This window comes from Peribacillus sp. NPDC096447, assembly GCF_044762725.1.
In the GTDB taxonomy this organism is placed as follows: domain Bacteria; phylum Bacillota; class Bacilli; order Bacillales; family DSM-1321; genus Peribacillus.
On record NZ_JBIWEV010000015.1, the window covers coordinates 21327 to 35474 of the forward strand.

General features: G+C 40.9%; 17 protein-coding genes and 11 tRNA genes. 26 read left to right on the plus strand and 2 right to left on the minus strand.

What is annotated here, in order from left to right:
* Nucleotides 1–20: 20 nt before the first annotated feature.
* Nucleotides 21–611, minus strand: a complete 591-nt coding sequence (locus tag ACIQZD_RS25335) for a rhomboid family intramembrane serine protease (RefSeq protein ID WP_402907448.1) — start codon at nt 609–611, stop codon at nt 21–23.
* A 108-nt stretch (nt 612–719) separates the two neighbouring features.
* Here ACIQZD_RS25335 and acpS point away from each other — a divergent pair, with 108 nt between their 5' ends.
* From acpS to ACIQZD_RS25405, 14 genes are all read left to right on the plus strand, one after another.
* Nucleotides 720–1070 (plus strand): holo-ACP synthase, encoded by a 351-nt coding sequence (gene acpS, locus ACIQZD_RS25340; protein ID WP_137020603.1) that lies wholly within the window; start codon nt 720–722, stop codon nt 1068–1070.
* A gap of 243 nt (nt 1071–1313) precedes the next feature.
* The gene (locus tag ACIQZD_RS25345) at nt 1314–2318 is read left to right on the plus strand and encodes a LolA family protein (RefSeq protein WP_350300957.1); all 1005 of its coding nucleotides are present in this window, start codon (nt 1314–1316) and stop codon (nt 2316–2318) included.
* Nucleotides 2319–2561: 243 nt separating this feature from the next.
* Nucleotides 2562–3725, plus strand: a complete 1164-nt coding sequence (gene alr, locus ACIQZD_RS25350) for an alanine racemase (protein ID WP_402907477.1) — start codon at nt 2562–2564, stop codon at nt 3723–3725.
* Nucleotides 3726–3887: 162 nt separating this feature from the next.
* The gene (locus ACIQZD_RS25355) at nt 3888–4169 is read left to right on the plus strand and encodes a CopG family ribbon-helix-helix protein (RefSeq protein WP_034306380.1); all 282 of its coding nucleotides are present in this window, start codon (nt 3888–3890) and stop codon (nt 4167–4169) included.
* A 7-nt stretch (nt 4170–4176) separates the two neighbouring features.
* A complete protein-coding gene (locus ACIQZD_RS25360) occupies nt 4177–4527 on the plus strand; it encodes a type II toxin-antitoxin system PemK/MazF family toxin (protein ID WP_034306610.1) in 351 nt (116 codons plus the stop codon).
* Between the two features lie 411 nt (nt 4528–4938).
* Nucleotides 4939–5766 (plus strand): RsbT co-antagonist protein RsbRA, encoded by an 828-nt coding sequence (locus ACIQZD_RS25365; protein ID WP_402907453.1) that lies wholly within the window; start codon nt 4939–4941, stop codon nt 5764–5766.
* A 2-nt stretch (nt 5767–5768) separates the two neighbouring features.
* Nucleotides 5769–6125 (plus strand): STAS domain-containing protein, encoded by a 357-nt coding sequence (locus ACIQZD_RS25370; protein ID WP_048682053.1) that lies wholly within the window; start codon nt 5769–5771, stop codon nt 6123–6125.
* 3 nt (nt 6126–6128) lie between these two features.
* On the plus strand, nt 6129–6530 hold the full coding sequence (locus ACIQZD_RS25375) for an anti-sigma regulatory factor (protein WP_101225983.1): 402 nt from the start codon (nt 6129–6131) through the stop codon (nt 6528–6530).
* Between the two features lie 9 nt (nt 6531–6539).
* Nucleotides 6540–7550, plus strand: coding sequence for a PP2C family protein-serine/threonine phosphatase (locus ACIQZD_RS25380; RefSeq protein WP_101225982.1), 1011 nt, complete (start codon nt 6540–6542; stop codon nt 7548–7550).
* A 59-nt stretch (nt 7551–7609) separates the two neighbouring features.
* The gene (locus ACIQZD_RS25385) at nt 7610–7942 is read left to right on the plus strand and encodes an anti-sigma factor antagonist (protein WP_101225981.1); all 333 of its coding nucleotides are present in this window, start codon (nt 7610–7612) and stop codon (nt 7940–7942) included.
* Complete coding sequence (rsbW, locus tag ACIQZD_RS25390) at nt 7939–8412, plus strand: anti-sigma B factor RsbW (protein WP_034306366.1); 474 nt, start codon at nt 7939–7941, stop codon at nt 8410–8412. The genes ACIQZD_RS25385 and rsbW overlap by 4 nt, the downstream gene beginning before the upstream one ends.
* Nucleotides 8390–9178: an RNA polymerase sigma factor SigB gene (gene sigB / locus ACIQZD_RS25395; protein WP_137020608.1), complete on the plus strand. Its 789-nt coding sequence runs from the start codon at nt 8390–8392 to the stop codon at nt 9176–9178. Before rsbW ends, sigB begins: the two co-directional genes overlap by 23 nt.
* A complete protein-coding gene (locus ACIQZD_RS25400; RefSeq protein ID WP_402907462.1) occupies nt 9175–9786 on the plus strand; it encodes a PP2C family serine/threonine-protein phosphatase in 612 nt (203 codons plus the stop codon). The genes sigB and ACIQZD_RS25400 overlap by 4 nt, the downstream gene beginning before the upstream one ends.
* Nucleotides 9787–9878: 92 nt before the next feature.
* Nucleotides 9879–12062, plus strand: a complete 2184-nt coding sequence (locus ACIQZD_RS25405) for a Tex family protein (RefSeq protein ID WP_402907465.1) — start codon at nt 9879–9881, stop codon at nt 12060–12062.
* A gap of 58 nt (nt 12063–12120) precedes the next feature.
* On the opposite strand, the gene cmpA is transcribed toward ACIQZD_RS25405, so the two are convergent.
* Nucleotides 12121–12240, minus strand: a complete 120-nt coding sequence (gene cmpA, locus ACIQZD_RS25410; RefSeq protein WP_089364909.1) for a cortex morphogenetic protein CmpA — start codon at nt 12238–12240, stop codon at nt 12121–12123.
* Nucleotides 12241–12323: 83 nt separating this feature from the next.
* Here cmpA and ACIQZD_RS25415 point away from each other — a divergent pair, with 83 nt between their 5' ends.
* The 12 genes from ACIQZD_RS25415 to ACIQZD_RS25470 all read left to right on the plus strand — a co-directional run bounded on the left by ACIQZD_RS25415 (nt 12324) and on the right by ACIQZD_RS25470 (nt 14052).
* Nucleotides 12324–12788 (plus strand): SprT family protein, encoded by a 465-nt coding sequence (locus tag ACIQZD_RS25415; RefSeq protein WP_402907468.1) that lies wholly within the window; start codon nt 12324–12326, stop codon nt 12786–12788.
* A gap of 147 nt (nt 12789–12935) precedes the next feature.
* Nucleotides 12936–13010 (plus strand) — tRNA-Asn (locus tag ACIQZD_RS25420).
* A gap of 7 nt (nt 13011–13017) precedes the next feature.
* Nucleotides 13018–13108, plus strand: a tRNA-Ser gene (locus ACIQZD_RS25425).
* A gap of 17 nt (nt 13109–13125) precedes the next feature.
* Nucleotides 13126–13197 (plus strand) — tRNA-Glu (locus tag ACIQZD_RS25430).
* A 25-nt stretch (nt 13198–13222) separates the two neighbouring features.
* Nucleotides 13223–13298, plus strand: a tRNA-Asp gene (locus ACIQZD_RS25435).
* Nucleotides 13299–13374: 76 nt separating this feature from the next.
* A tRNA-Gln gene (locus ACIQZD_RS25440) sits at nt 13375–13449 on the plus strand.
* Nucleotides 13450–13458: 9 nt separating this feature from the next.
* Nucleotides 13459–13534: transfer RNA gene (locus ACIQZD_RS25445), tRNA-Lys, on the plus strand.
* A gap of 9 nt (nt 13535–13543) precedes the next feature.
* Nucleotides 13544–13625 (plus strand) — tRNA-Leu (locus ACIQZD_RS25450).
* A gap of 59 nt (nt 13626–13684) precedes the next feature.
* Nucleotides 13685–13770, plus strand: a tRNA-Leu gene (locus tag ACIQZD_RS25455).
* Nucleotides 13771–13788: 18 nt separating this feature from the next.
* Nucleotides 13789–13865, plus strand: a tRNA-Arg gene (locus tag ACIQZD_RS25460).
* A gap of 7 nt (nt 13866–13872) precedes the next feature.
* A tRNA-Pro gene (locus tag ACIQZD_RS25465) sits at nt 13873–13949 on the plus strand.
* 29 nt (nt 13950–13978) lie between these two features.
* Nucleotides 13979–14052 (plus strand) — tRNA-Gly (locus tag ACIQZD_RS25470).
* Nucleotides 14053–14148 lie beyond the last annotated feature (96 nt).

Genomic DNA, 14148 nt, shown 5'->3' on the forward strand with positions numbered 1-14148 from the left:
GGAAGAGTCGGCTGTTTGTCCTACCATTTTTTTCTTAAATATAATGGAGCTGTTAAAAAGCCGGTTGCCAGTCCAGCCAAATGACCGATAACGTTGATCTGCGGTTGAATGAAGGTCATGATGATGGCAATTCCGGTCAGTGTATATACTGTATTTCTTTCATTGTTCGTAAAATTGGTTTTATTGAAAAGTACAAGATATAGAAAGGATCCGAGTAAACCAAAAATTGCTCCGCTGGCACCTACGTGGTTATATGTCAGTGGGTTAATTAGAAAGGTTGCGATATTGGCAAGGATACCTGTCGATAAAAAGAAGATTGAAAACTTGACGGTTCCAAGTAATTTCTCTAGGAATGGACCAAAGATGGCAAGTGAGAAGCCGTTAAACAGTAAATGTGTAAACGTGCTATGTAGAAAGATGGGGGTGATCAATCGCCACCATTGTCCATCAGCGATGTATAAGTTCACTCCTGCGCCATAATAAAAGAGTACATTGCCGGGAAATATGGGGAAGAGGACAAGAACGAATACAATCATCATAATGAGTATGAGCACAGTAACAGCTCGATATGAATTTGCGTATTCGCGGAAGGTTTCTGTTCTTGTAAACATAAATTCCTCCTTATTATCGTTTTTAATTAAATACAATATTATCATTTTCAGGTAAAAGAGTCCTCCTAATGATATGCAGCTTATTAAATTAATAGAAGAGGTGTCAAAGTGATTAAAGGTATAGGCGTGGACATTACTGAGTTGGATAGAATGGAAACACTGATTAATCGGCAACCCCGTTTAAAGGAGCGTATATTAACAGAAAGGGAAATCTTGATTTTCGAAAAGTTAAATGGAAGAAGGAAGGTCGAGTATTTTGCTGGGCGTTTTGCGGCAAAGGAGGCTTTTTCAAAAGCAAACGGTACAGGGATCGGTAAGCACTTATCCTTTTTGGATATTGAAATCATTTCGGATGATAAAGGAAAGCCGATGATTTCAAAGCCGTTTTCTGAAGGGGTCCATCTTTCGATTAGCCACAGCCGGGATTATGCGGTTGCTCAAGTAGTAATTGAAGGGTGAATGGAGTTTTGTCCAATCGGGTCATAAACCTTTAGGTTGTCTCATATACATTTAGTGCTATAGGGAGACAAGGCCCGGTAAAAGGTACATGGCAGAGTAGGTGCTCTCGAAAAGTTTTTAGCCGGACTGAGAATGGGTCCGTGTCTAAAATACCGAGGAATCTAAGACATCAGTCGAGCCAATGTCCGGATCCTGCCTTTTCCTCTCCCTTTTACGTTCAAATGACAAAAAGGGGTTGAAAAGATGAAGAAGATGGTAATGCTTTTTGCAGGGATCATGCTCTTGCTTGCTCTTTCTGCTTGCGGCCAAAAATCACAGAGTGACGTAGTGAGTGAATTGAATGAGAAGCTTGGCGAAATGAAAGGATATAAAGCTAACGCGAAGATGACATTGAAGATGGGGACGGAACCTCAAGTGTATAATGTGGAGATTTGGCATAAGGACCCTTCTTTTTACCGCGTAAATCTGAAAAATGAAGAGAAGGATCAAAGCCAGATGATTTTGAAAAATGATGATGGTGTATATGTTCTGACGCCAGCTTTGAATAAAAGTTTTAAATTTCAAAGCGAGTGGCCGGAGAACAGCAGTCAGGCCTATTTGTTCGAGTCGTTGGTGAAAGACATTACGGAAGATAAAAGTGCGACATATAAAGAAACGGATAAACATTATGTCTTTGAAACGAAAACACGCTACCAAAACAATAAAATGTTGCCATATCAAGAGATTACTATAAACAAAAAGGATTTATCCCCAGTCAGTGTAAAAGTCATGGACCCTGATAAGACCGCATTGGTACTAGTTGAATTCTCGAAAGTTAAATTCGATACGACTTTTGATAAAGATTCATTTGATATGAAGAAAAACATGACAAGTGCACAACTTGAAGCACCCGTTATGGCAGAAGTCCAAAATGAAGGATTTGCAGTGAAATACCCTGAAAATATTGGTGATATGAATTTAACGGAAGAAAAAGAAATTACGACGGAAAAGGGAGAACGTGTCGTTTTGACCTATGAGGGTACAAAAAGTTTTACATTAGTTCAGGAAAAAGCTGAGGTAGTTCAAACTTCCGTTTCGACGAATGTGAATGGAGAACCGGTTGATTTAGGTTATACTGTCGGGGCCATGACAGGAAATACGATTGCATGGACTTTTGAAGGTGTCGATTATATGCTTGCATCAAAGGATTTGACACAGGAAGAGATGATAGAAGTCGCCCGTTCGGTTGGGGAAGAACCAGTCAAATAGGATTACATAACAAGCTGATGTTTCCCGTCTCCTTACGAAGGTTTTCTTCTGGGTAGGATAGGCGGGGAAGCAGCTTGTTGACATTTTTAATCCTTCCAACTGTTTTAGGCTTGCAGCTGGGAAATTAGAATCAAGGTGAAAAAGCACTTTATCTTTCTGGCGGTTGGTTATAGAATGTTCCTATAATGAAACGAAAACTTCGCTGCTGGGAAGAATCTTATTGTGAGTGTAGGAAAGAAGGAAATGGTCTTGGAAACGAAAATATTTCATCGAGATACGTGGGCAGAAGTAAATTTGGATAAAATTTTTGAAAATATCTCTTCCATGAAACAAAGACTGGGAAATGGCGTTAGTCTTTTCGCTGTCGTTAAAGCGAATGCATATGGCCATGGGGACTATGAAGTGGCCAAAACGGCGCTTGAAGCGGGGGCGGATTTTTTAAGTGTCGCTTTTTTGGATGAGGCTCTTGCCTTACGAAAAAAGGGAATATTGGCTCCGATCCTTGTACTTGGGGCCTCAAGGCCTGAAAGCGCAGCACTTGCTGCCGAGTATGGGATTTCCGTAACGGTTTTCGATGTAGCATGGTTGGAAAAGGCAAAGGATTTGTTGAAACCGGGACAAGTTTTGCAAATCCATGTAAAAGTGGATAGCGGCATGGGTAGAATCGGCATTCGTGATAAAGGTCAACTCATGAAAGTGGAAAATTTGCTTGAGAGGGAAGCTTGTTTCAATTTCCAAGGGATATTCACTCATTTCGCGACGGCGGATGAAATGAAGACCGACTATTATGAAAAGCAGCTTGCTACATTTAAAGGGATGCTTTCCGTAATGACTGGAAAGCCTGAATATATTCATGCAGCCAATAGTGCAGCTTCTTTAAGATTCACCGACCCTGAATGGAATGCAATAAGAATGGGGATTTCCATGTATGGATTGAGTCCTTCCGTGGAGATGAAGCCGATATTGCCATACCCATTAAAACAGGCTATATCATTGAGAACGAAGATGGTCGCGGTTAAACAGCTTGCTAAGGGTGAAAGCGTTAGCTATGGAGCGACTTATACGGCTGAAGGTGATGAATGGATCGGGACTTTGCCAATAGGTTATGCTGACGGCTGGATCCGTAAGCTGCAAGGTCAGGAAGTTCTTGTGGATGGAAAAAGAGTACCCTTGGTCGGGAGGATTTGCATGGATCAATGCATGATCAAGCTGCCTGGACCATACCCTGTAGGAACAGAGGTCACACTGATGGGGAATGATGGGGATGAATCGATTACTGTCGATGAGATAGCGGCAAAACTGGAAACGATCAACTATGAGATAACGTGTATGATAGGAGCAAGAGTGCCCCGTGTATATATAAAAGACAATCAGGTGAAACATGTACGCAACTTCATTTTGGAATGACCGGATTGTAAAAAAATCCTAAGATTGTGAATAAGATTTCCTTTATTATGCTGATAATAGGATTGAGAATAGAATATACTCTTTGCAGATAGGCATTTTAATGGTAATATTGAAAAGGATATATACAATAAAGGTGTGTAGTGATGGTGGAGGTGTATGTTTGTGTCTGAATCCAGCGCAACAAGAGAGATATTAATTCGATTACCTCAAAATTTTTTAACAGAGTTAGATGGGTATGCGAGTGAGGAAAATGTAAATCGCAGTGAATTTATTTATCGTGCCACAAAAATGTATCTTCGCGAACGTAAAAAGAAAGAGTTTCGTGAATCGATGAAACGCGGTTATATTGAAATGGCGGCCATTAACTTAACGATTGCTTCTGAAGCCTTCCAGGCTGAATTCGAGGCTGGTCATTGCGTTGAACGATTAGTTAGCGGAGGCTGAGCCATTGATTGTTGTTAAGCGTGGTGACGTATACTTCGCAGACCTTTCCCCGGTAGTTGGTTCAGAGCAGGGGGGGACCCGTCCGGTACTAATTTTACAAAACGATATTGGCAATCGCTTTAGTCCGACTGTGATCGTGGCAGCCATTACAGCTCAAATTCAAAAAGCGAAATTGCCTACACATGTTGAGATTAATGCAAAAAAGTACGGATTCGAGCGGGATTCCGTCATTTTATTAGAACAGATCCGGACAATTGATAAGCAGCGTTTAACTGATAAAATTACGCATCTTGACGAACCGATGATGCAAAAAGTCAATGAAGCTTTGCAAATTAGTTTAGGCCTCATTGAGTTTTAAAGAAAATTTTTCCCGTTAAACCGGGCGTTATTATAATACAAATCATTCTTGATGTTATTTAGATGGCACGATCCCTGCAACTGTGGGGATCGTGTTTTTTTTGTCAAATAACATTAACATATCCAAAAAGTATACAGCAGGAAATATGAAAAATTTGACGAATAAAAACATTATACAGTTAGATATTGGATGAAACGCCATTGTTTTTTATAGTATCTCCCTAACTTTTCATTAATTTATGTTTTTCTTACCTGAATTTCGGGTATGTAGTTATTTTGTAAATACCTAAAAAAAGCAAAAGTTAGTCGGGAAACTCAAAGGAAATCCAAATGGAAATAACATTACAGTTAGTTAACATCCTTGTGACGTGGACAGGGAAACAAGGCAATTGTGTTAGAATGGGAGGATATTATGAATCAATTGGTTTACGATTTTATTAAGCAAAATCAAGATTACATCCTTACTGAGTGGATGGGCATCATGAAGGAAAGTGCGGACGAAAGATTAATTAAAGTCGTTTCAGATCGAATGTTCACGCAAACGAGCAGTGAATTTATAGATATGATCATCACGAACGTTGATAGTAAAAACAAGGAATTCACATTGAAGCTTTCAGATTTTGCCGAGAAAGTCGTCCAATTGGGATGGCCTCTCACTTTCGTCAATGAAGGACTTCATAAATTCACGTTAATTGTCATAAATGGTATGGTGGAAAAGGGTCTGGTTACTCCTGAAAATCAAGTCAATCTTGTTAACCATTTGGATAAATGGGCCACACCGATAAATAATGAAATAGTCAATATATATACTCAAACTTGGGAAAAAACTGTTTCCATGCAAAAAATAGCGTTGCAAGAACTTTCGGCACCGCTCATTCCTGTATTGGAAGGAATAACGGTAATGCCGCTGATTGGTACGATTGATACGGAACGTGCCAAACAGATAATGGAAAACCTGTTGACCGGCGTTGTTAAGCATAGATCTGAAGTTGTTCTTATTGATATAACGGGCGTGCCGGTCGTGGATACCATGGTTGCCCATCATATCATTCAAGCGGCGGAAGCAGTCCGATTAGTGGGCGCTAAATGTATACTCTGCGGCATCCGCCCTGAAATTGCTCAAACCATCGTTAATCTTGGAATTAATTTAAATGAAGTGATTACAAAAAATACATTGAAAAAAGGGATAGAAGTTGCGTTGGAATTAACGAGCCGTAAGATCGTAAAGGTGGAGGGATAAGTATGAGGATTCCGATATTAAAGCTTTATGACTGCTTGTTAGTCTCTATACAGTGGGAATTGGATGATGTGACAGCCCTTCAATTTCAAGAGGATTTACTGCATAAGATCCATGAAACAAGCGCGAATGGCGTTGTTATAGATATTACCTCAATAGATTTTATTGACTCTTTTATCGCAAAGGTATTAGGCGATGTCTTTAGCATGTCTAAGCTTATGGGGGCCAAAGTTGTAATTACGGGGATCCAGCCTGCTGTTGCAATAACATTAATTGAACTGGGAATTAGTCTCGATGATGTTCTGACAGCATTAGACTTAGAGAAAGGCCTGGAGAAATTACAACAGGAATTGGGGGATTAAAGAATGGAGTTCCAATCCTGCGTAAAAATCATAAATGAATGGGACATCGTAGCTGCAAGGCAGCTCGGAAGAAATGTAGCTAAGGAGTTGGGATTCGGTACTGTAGACCAGGCCAGGATCACAACGGCCATTAGCGAATTGGCCCGAAACATATACCTATATGCTGGACAAGGCAGTGTTAGCATAGAAAAGCTAAATATAAATGGGAAGTCAGGATTGAAAATCATTGCAGAGGACCAAGGGCCGGGAATTGAGGATATCCGCAGAGTCATGGAAGATGGATATACCACCTCAGGGGGACTGGGTGCAGGTCTTCCTGGAGCCAAACGTTTAATGGATGACTTTGATATTGATTCGATACCAGGTGAAGGGACTAAGATCATCGCTACGAAATGGCTCCGTTAGGGGGGAAATATGGATATTAGGGAGAACATGGAGAAAAAGTATCATGAGGCGCTTTCTACTTATCTTAAAGACCAAAATGAGCAGGCACTCTACCAAGGACAAAAGATTAGCCGCCTACATATCAAATACAATATATCTCCAGAAGAAATCATCAGTATGCATAAAAATAACTTAATGGAACTTTACCCGGAATTACCGGGAAAAGTACTGGATTCTTTCGATTTTCTGCTAGAAGTCATGATGGGCTACGGCATTGCATACCGTGAACATCAAAGCCTTAGACATCAACAGCAGGAACTGAAAACGGAAATCGAGATCGCGGCAAACGTTCAACATACTCTTTTGGAAACGAAAATTCCTGATATCAAAGCACTTGAAATTGGAGCGATCAGTGTTCCGGCGAGACAGATGAACGGAGATTACTATCACTTCGTCCAAGATGAAAATGATCGTATAGGAGTAGGGATAGCAGATGTCATAGGAAAAGGGATTCCTGCTGCATTGTGCATGTCGATGATCAAATATGCGATGGACAGTCTCCCCGAGCATCGTCATGAACCGAATAGTGTGCTTGAGAGTTTGAACCGTGTTGTGGAGCATAATGTGGATCCAAGCATGTTCATAACGATGTTCTATGGTTTATATGATCCGCATGACAGGCAATTTTCCTATGCTTCAGCCGGACATGAACCTGGCTTTTACTATGATGCCGCAACAGGTACTTTTAGCGATTTGGATGCAAAGGGCTTGTTGCTTGGAGTTGATAAAAAAACAAGGTATCGCCAATATGAAAAAACGGTGAATCGTGGAGACATGATCATTTTATTATCCGATGGAGTAACGGAGTGCCGGACGTATGATGGGTTCATAGAAAGGGAAACACTTATCGGTTTCATTAAAAAGAATATGCATTTGCAAGCCCAGGAAATGGTGAATAATATATTTAAACAATTAGAGAAAATGCAGAACTTCCAACTGAGGGATGATTTTACATTAATAATTTTAAAATCAAATGTTTAGTATTGTTTCTGCTGGGTATAGATATAGGAATGAAGAGGATTTGAAGAGGTGGGTCAAGGATGAATATAACTGTAGATGTTAATGAATTAAATACTGAATTTGTTGTAAAACTAAAAGGTGAAATCGATGCCTATACTGCACCGAAATTAAGGGAATCACTATTTCCGATTTCAGAGCAGGATAATGTTTCAATTACGATTGATTTAACTGAAGTCTCTTATATGGATAGTACGGGACTTGGGGTATTTGTCGGTGCTTTCAAAAGTGTAAGGGCGCATAATGGCGAATTCACACTAGTTGGCTTATCAGAAAGGTTACGACGTTTATTTGATATAACAGGTCTTGCAGATATCATTGATATAAAAAGTGGTACAGAGGGTGGGTTAGAATGAGTCAAGTATATGATTACATCGAAATGAAAATACCTGCAAAACCAGAATTCATCGGTGTCATTCGTTTAACGCTTTCTGGGATAGGAAGCCGGATGGGATTTGCGTATGATGAAATTGAGGATTTAAAAATCGCTACCAGTGAAGCTTGTACAAATGCGGTACAGCATGCATATAAGGATTCTGAAAAGGGTGAAGTGAAAGTAAGTTTCGGCCTTTATCCTGACCGTCTGGAGGTCATGGTTTCTGATAGTGGCAAGAGCTGTAATTTCGAAGAAGTTCGTCAAGGACTCGGTCCATACGAAAATGGACAAAAAGTCGAACTTTTGAGAGAAGGAGGCTTGGGTCTTTACCTTATTGAAACTCTGATGGATGATGTTAAAATTCATCAGCATGATGGGGTTACAGTATTTATGACTAAGTTTTTAGAAGGAGAGCAGGTGGAGATGGATGCAAAAACAGTCTCAACCTAATCAGGCACAAAGAGAACAGGTAAATGAATGGATTAGAGCTTACCAGCAGAATCAAGATGATGAAGCACAGAGTAATCTAGTCATCCATTATAAAAGTTTAGTTGAAACAATCTCCCGGAAGTATGCGAAAGGGAAATCATTTCAGGAGGATATCTCCCAAGTCGGCATGATTGGTTTATTAGGTGCCATTCGACGATATGATGAATCTTTCGGTAAGAGCTTTGAGGCATTTGCCGTCCCTACTATAATCGGCGAAATCAAAAGGTTCCTTCGTGACAAAACATGGAGTGTCCATGTACCAAGGAGAATTAAGGAACTTGGTCCGAAAATCAGGGTGACTGTCGAGGAATTGACGACAACTCTGCATCGTTCACCAAGAATAGATGAAATAGCCGATAGTATAGGCGTGACTGAAGAAGAAGTTTTAGAAGCGATGGAAATGGGAAAAAGCTATCAAGCTTTATCTGTGGATCATTCTATTGAGGCGGATTCTGATGGCGGTACTGTCACATTGCTTGATATATTCGGGAATGTCGACGAAGGTTTTGAAAAGGTCAATCAGCGGCTTGTGCTTGAAAAGGTGCTGCATGTTCTGAGTGACCGTGAAAAGATGATCATTCAACATACTTATTTAGAGAATTTAAGCCAGAAAGAAGCTGGCGATAAACTGGGGATTTCCCAAATGCATGTTTCAAGGCTCCAACGCCGCGCGATCAAGAAACTTCAAGAAGCCATTAATGCTGAAAACTCGGAGTTAATTCAGTGATCAAAGATATTCTGAGGGGAGAAAAAATAGAAGTCCTTGTCTCTCAATCGTCTAAAAACGGGATGGTTTATTGTGGTGATGATTACTTTTTTCTTCATACGAAAGAATACTTTGTGTGTGTCCTGGCAGATGGTCTAGGCAGCGGAAAAAATGCTTATGATTCCTCCCATGCCGTCATCGAGGAAGTTAAACGTAATCATGAGTTGGATGTAGAATCATTAATGGCGGTGTGTAACCAGGTTTTAGTCGATAAGCGGGGGGCAGCTGTTTCGATTTTGAAGATATTTTATGACAAGAATGAATTTGTATACAGTTCAGTGGGTAACATCCGCTTTTTCCTGTATAATCCAAGCGACGATAAACTCGTTTACCCTTTACCTGTTACAGGGTATTTATCCGGAAGGAAACAAACATACAGGACGCAGAGCTACAAATATGAACCAAATGCAAAATTCATCCTTCATTCTGATGGTTTAGAACTTAAGGGAGCTAAAACTTTTTTAAAAAGGCTGGTCCCTATCGATAAGAACGCACAATGCATATTAAAAAGCAGTCCATTAACTGCAGATGATACAACTTTCATTTTAGGAAGCTTACTTTCGCCATAATTCGGAAGTGAGCTTTTTTGTATTGAATTCGCAACTTCATCACTCATTTGCTAGACTATACTTATTAGATCAAAAGGTTGGAGGTAAACATAATGATCGTTGTAGAAGATACATTGAAAGAACTGATTAAACAAATATCCAATGAGCTAACTTTGAAAAATCATCAAGTCCAAAACGTCATACAGATGCTGCAAGAGGGGAACACTGTCCCTTTTATCGCGCGGTATAGAAAAGAAATGACGGGTTCACTTGATGAAGTTCAGATTCGTTCCATCATGGAAAGGTGGAACTATCTTGAAAACCTTGGCCAGAGGAAAGCGGAAGTTACGCGTTCAATTGGTGAACAGGGAAAATTGACGGAAGAATTAACGAAACAAATCGAGAAGGCAACAAAACTGCAGGAAGTCGAGGATTTATACAGGCCATTCAAGCAAAAAAGGAGAACGAAAGCGACAGTCGCTAAAGAAAAGGGTCTTGAACCACTGGCCAATTGGCTTCTGGAATGTCCAATGCATGCCAGTGTTAGCGAAAAAGCTGCAGAATTCATATCGGCAGAAAAAGAAGTTTCTTCTATTGAAGAGGCTATTGCTGGAGCGCAGGATATCATAGCTGAACATATTTCCGATGATGCAGAATTAAGGAAGTGGATAAGGGCTGAAATTTTCAAAGCCGGAAAAATGGTTTCAACTGTGAAAAATGAAGAGAAGGACGAGAAAAAAATCTTCGAGATGTACTATGAATACGAGGAGCCGGTTCAAAGAATCGTACCGCATAGGGTGTTGGCGCTGAATAGAGGTGAAAAGGAAGAGGTTCTGCGAATCTCCATTCAACCCCGGACTGAGATCATCATTGGTCATCTTGAGCGGAAAATCATTAAAAATAACAAATCTGAAGCCCAAGTTGTTCTTAAATCTGCAATTGAGGATGGACTCAAGCGATTGATATTGCCTTCTGTAGAACGGGAAATCAGAAAAGAGCTGACAGAAAAAGCTGAGGATCAAGCTATCCATATTTTCTCTGAAAACCTGCGGAACCTGCTCTTGCAGCCCCCGCTTAAAGGAAAAGTGGTTCTCGCCCTTGATCCGGCATATCGGACTGGCTGTAAGTTGGCTGTCATTGATGAAACCGGAAAGGTTCTCGATATCAGTGTGATCTACCCGCATCCTCCTGCTGCGAAACTTAATGCTGCCCGTGAAAAAACGATTGAAATACTTCAGCGGTTCTCGGTTGAAATCGTGGCAATCGGCAATGGTACAGCATCACGTGAATCAGAGCAATTCATCGCAGATATTTTGAAAGAAGTGAAAGGGAATATTTCATATATAATTGTTAATGAAGCGGGAGCCAGTGTGTATTCAGCCTCGGATATTGCCCGTGAAGAGTTTCCGGATCTTCAAGTAGAACAGAGAAGCGCAGTTTCGATAGGCAGAAGGCTTCAGGATCCCCTTGCTGAACTTGTTAAAATTGATCCGCAATCCGTGGGCGTGGGTCAGTATCAACATGATGTGTCCCAGAAAAAGTTAACGGAATCCCTCACCTTTGTAGTAGAAACAGCTGTTAACCAGGTGGGGGTGAATGTCAATACCGCTTCATCGTCTCTTTTGCAATATGTAGCTGGTTTATCAAAATCGGTTGCTCAAAATATTGTGAAGAAAAGGGAAGTGGAAGGGAAGTTTTCAAGCAGGAAGGAATTAAAGAAGATTCCCCGGCTTGGTGCCAAAACATATGAACAATGTATAGGGTTCTTGCGTATCATTAATGGAGATGAGCCTTTAGATCAAACCGCGATACATCCTGAGAACTACAGTGCCGTGAATAAATTATTAAAGAAAATGGGATTCACATCTGATGATTTAGGCAGTGATGCACTGAATGAAGAATTAGGCAAACTAAATCCGGCTGATTTGGCCGATGAATTGGAAATTGGGGAAATTACGATTAAAGATATCATAGATGATTTGATGAAACCGGGAAGAGATCCTCGGGATGAATTATCAAAACCACTGCTTAAGCAGGATGTACTAAAAATGGAGGATCTGCAAACTGGGATGGAATTACAAGGTACAGTGAGGAATGTTGTGGATTTCGGTGCGTTTGTGGACATTGGTGTTAAACAGGATGGACTGGTTCATATTTCTAAACTGAGCAACAGGTTTGTAAAGCACCCATTGGATGTAGTGGCCGTTGGGGATGTTGTGACGGTTTGGGTCGAACTGGTTGACTCCCAAAAACAAAGGGTATCTTTAACGATGCTCGAGCCAAAGGATCAAAACTAGCCTATGGAAAGCTCCTTCTATACTAGAAGGGGTTTTTTTATATGGAACAAAGTTGAATTTATAACCGGAGGCTTTCTTTTTTTTGATAAAAAAACCAACATTGATTCAACATCTTCACTTGATAATAATCCTTTTCATAAAAGGCTTTGCGGATTTGATTCTGGAACCAATTAGGCATAGCTTTTCCTCCCTTAGTTTCCTATTGTATTATTAGTCTATGTTATAATGGGTTGTCATGTTACCAAGGAAAGGGAGGGGGAAATGGATAATCGGCAATTGCAAAAACTAGTGGAAGAAATATCGTTGAAAGACTTTGAAAAGGCCTTTAGACACCAAGCCAGTTTTAATCCGCGTCTCCGAACAACAGGAGGCCGATACTTGCTCCGTTCACACAATATAGAAATCAATAAGAAGTATCTTGATGAACGCGGTGTGGAAGAAATGGTTGGAATCATTAAGCATGAATTGTGCCATTATCATCTGCATATCGAGAAAAAAGGGTACCAGCATCGTGATGCGGACTTTAAGCAATTACTCAAAAAAGTGGGGGCACCGAGATTTTGCGAGCCGCTGCCATCTAACCAATTAAAGAAAAAGATGAATACTATTCAATATAAATGTGAAGACTGTCAGCAGGTGTATATAAGAAAAAAGCGAATCGACACTACCCGTTTCGTTTGTGGTAAATGCCGTGGAACATTGATTTACCAAGGGTTTAAGGAGTGAAAAACAAAAATATAAAAAAACATAAAAGAACGCTTGACTTTAAGTTGCAACCTCTTTATAATCATAAGAGTCGACAAGATAACAACTTGTTCTAAACGACAAACACTAAGGTCCTTGAGCGTGAAAAAGGAACCCAATTTTCATTATTCCGCAGTAGCTCAGTGGTAGAGCATTCGGCTGTTAACCGAACGGTCGTAGGTTCGAGTCCTACCTGCGGAGCCATTTTTTTGGGGAAGTACTCAAGAGGCTGAAGAGGCGCCCCTGCTAAGGGTGTAGGTCGCGTAAGCGGCGCGAGGGTTCAAATCCCTCCTTCTCCGCCAGTTGCATATTTTATCAAGGCCCATTGGTCAAGCGGTTAAGACACCGCCCTTTCACGGCGGTAACACGGGTTCGAATCCCGTATGGGTCACTTTCTTATATATAATCAAAATACTGGTCCCGTGGTGTAGCGGTTAACATGCCTGCCTGTCACGCAGGAGATCGCGGGTTCGATTCCCGTCGGGACCGCCATTTCAAAAAAAACACTTGCTAAAATAATATTATTGTGATATAATGTTATCCTGGCTGTTAATTAGTATTCGATTATTGGGCTATAGCCAAGCGGTAAGGCAACGGATTTTGATTCCGTCATGCGAAGGTTCGATCCCTTCTAGCCCAGCCATTTTATTTAGAGCCATTAGCTCAGTTGGTAGAGCATCTGACTTTTAATCAGAGGGTCGAAGGTTCGAATCCTTCATGGCTCACCATTTATTTTCGCGGGTGTGGCGGAATTGGCAGACGCACCAGACTTAGGATCTGGCGCCGCAAGGCGTGGGGGTTCAAGTCCCTTCACCCGCACTGATATTTTTCTTCTTGACATCAAGTTGAAAAGGTGTTAAACTTACAAAGTCGCTTTCGCGGTCGTGGCGGAATGGCAGACGCGCTAGGTTGAGGGCCTAGTGGGGGAAACCCCGTGGAGGTTCGACTCCTCTCGGCCGCACCAATAACATCATAGAAATTAGCGCCCGTAGCTCAATTGGATAGAGCATCTGACTACGAATCAGAAGGTTGTAGGTTCGACTCCCGCCGGGCGCACCATATTTTACGGGAAGTAGCTCAGCTTGGTAGAGCACTTGGTTTGGGACCAAGGGGTCGCAGGTTCGAATCCTGTCTTCCCGACCATTCTTTCTGGAAATATTTTAAAATTAAATGCGGGTGTAGTTTAGTGGTAAAACCTCAGCCTTCCAAGCTGATGATGAGAGTTCGATTCTCTTCACCCGCTCCATTATTGCTCTTTGAAAACTGAACAAAACAAAGCGCCAACGTTAAATTTTAAGTGAGCACACACTATCAAAAAAGCAAATGAGCAAGTCAAACATTT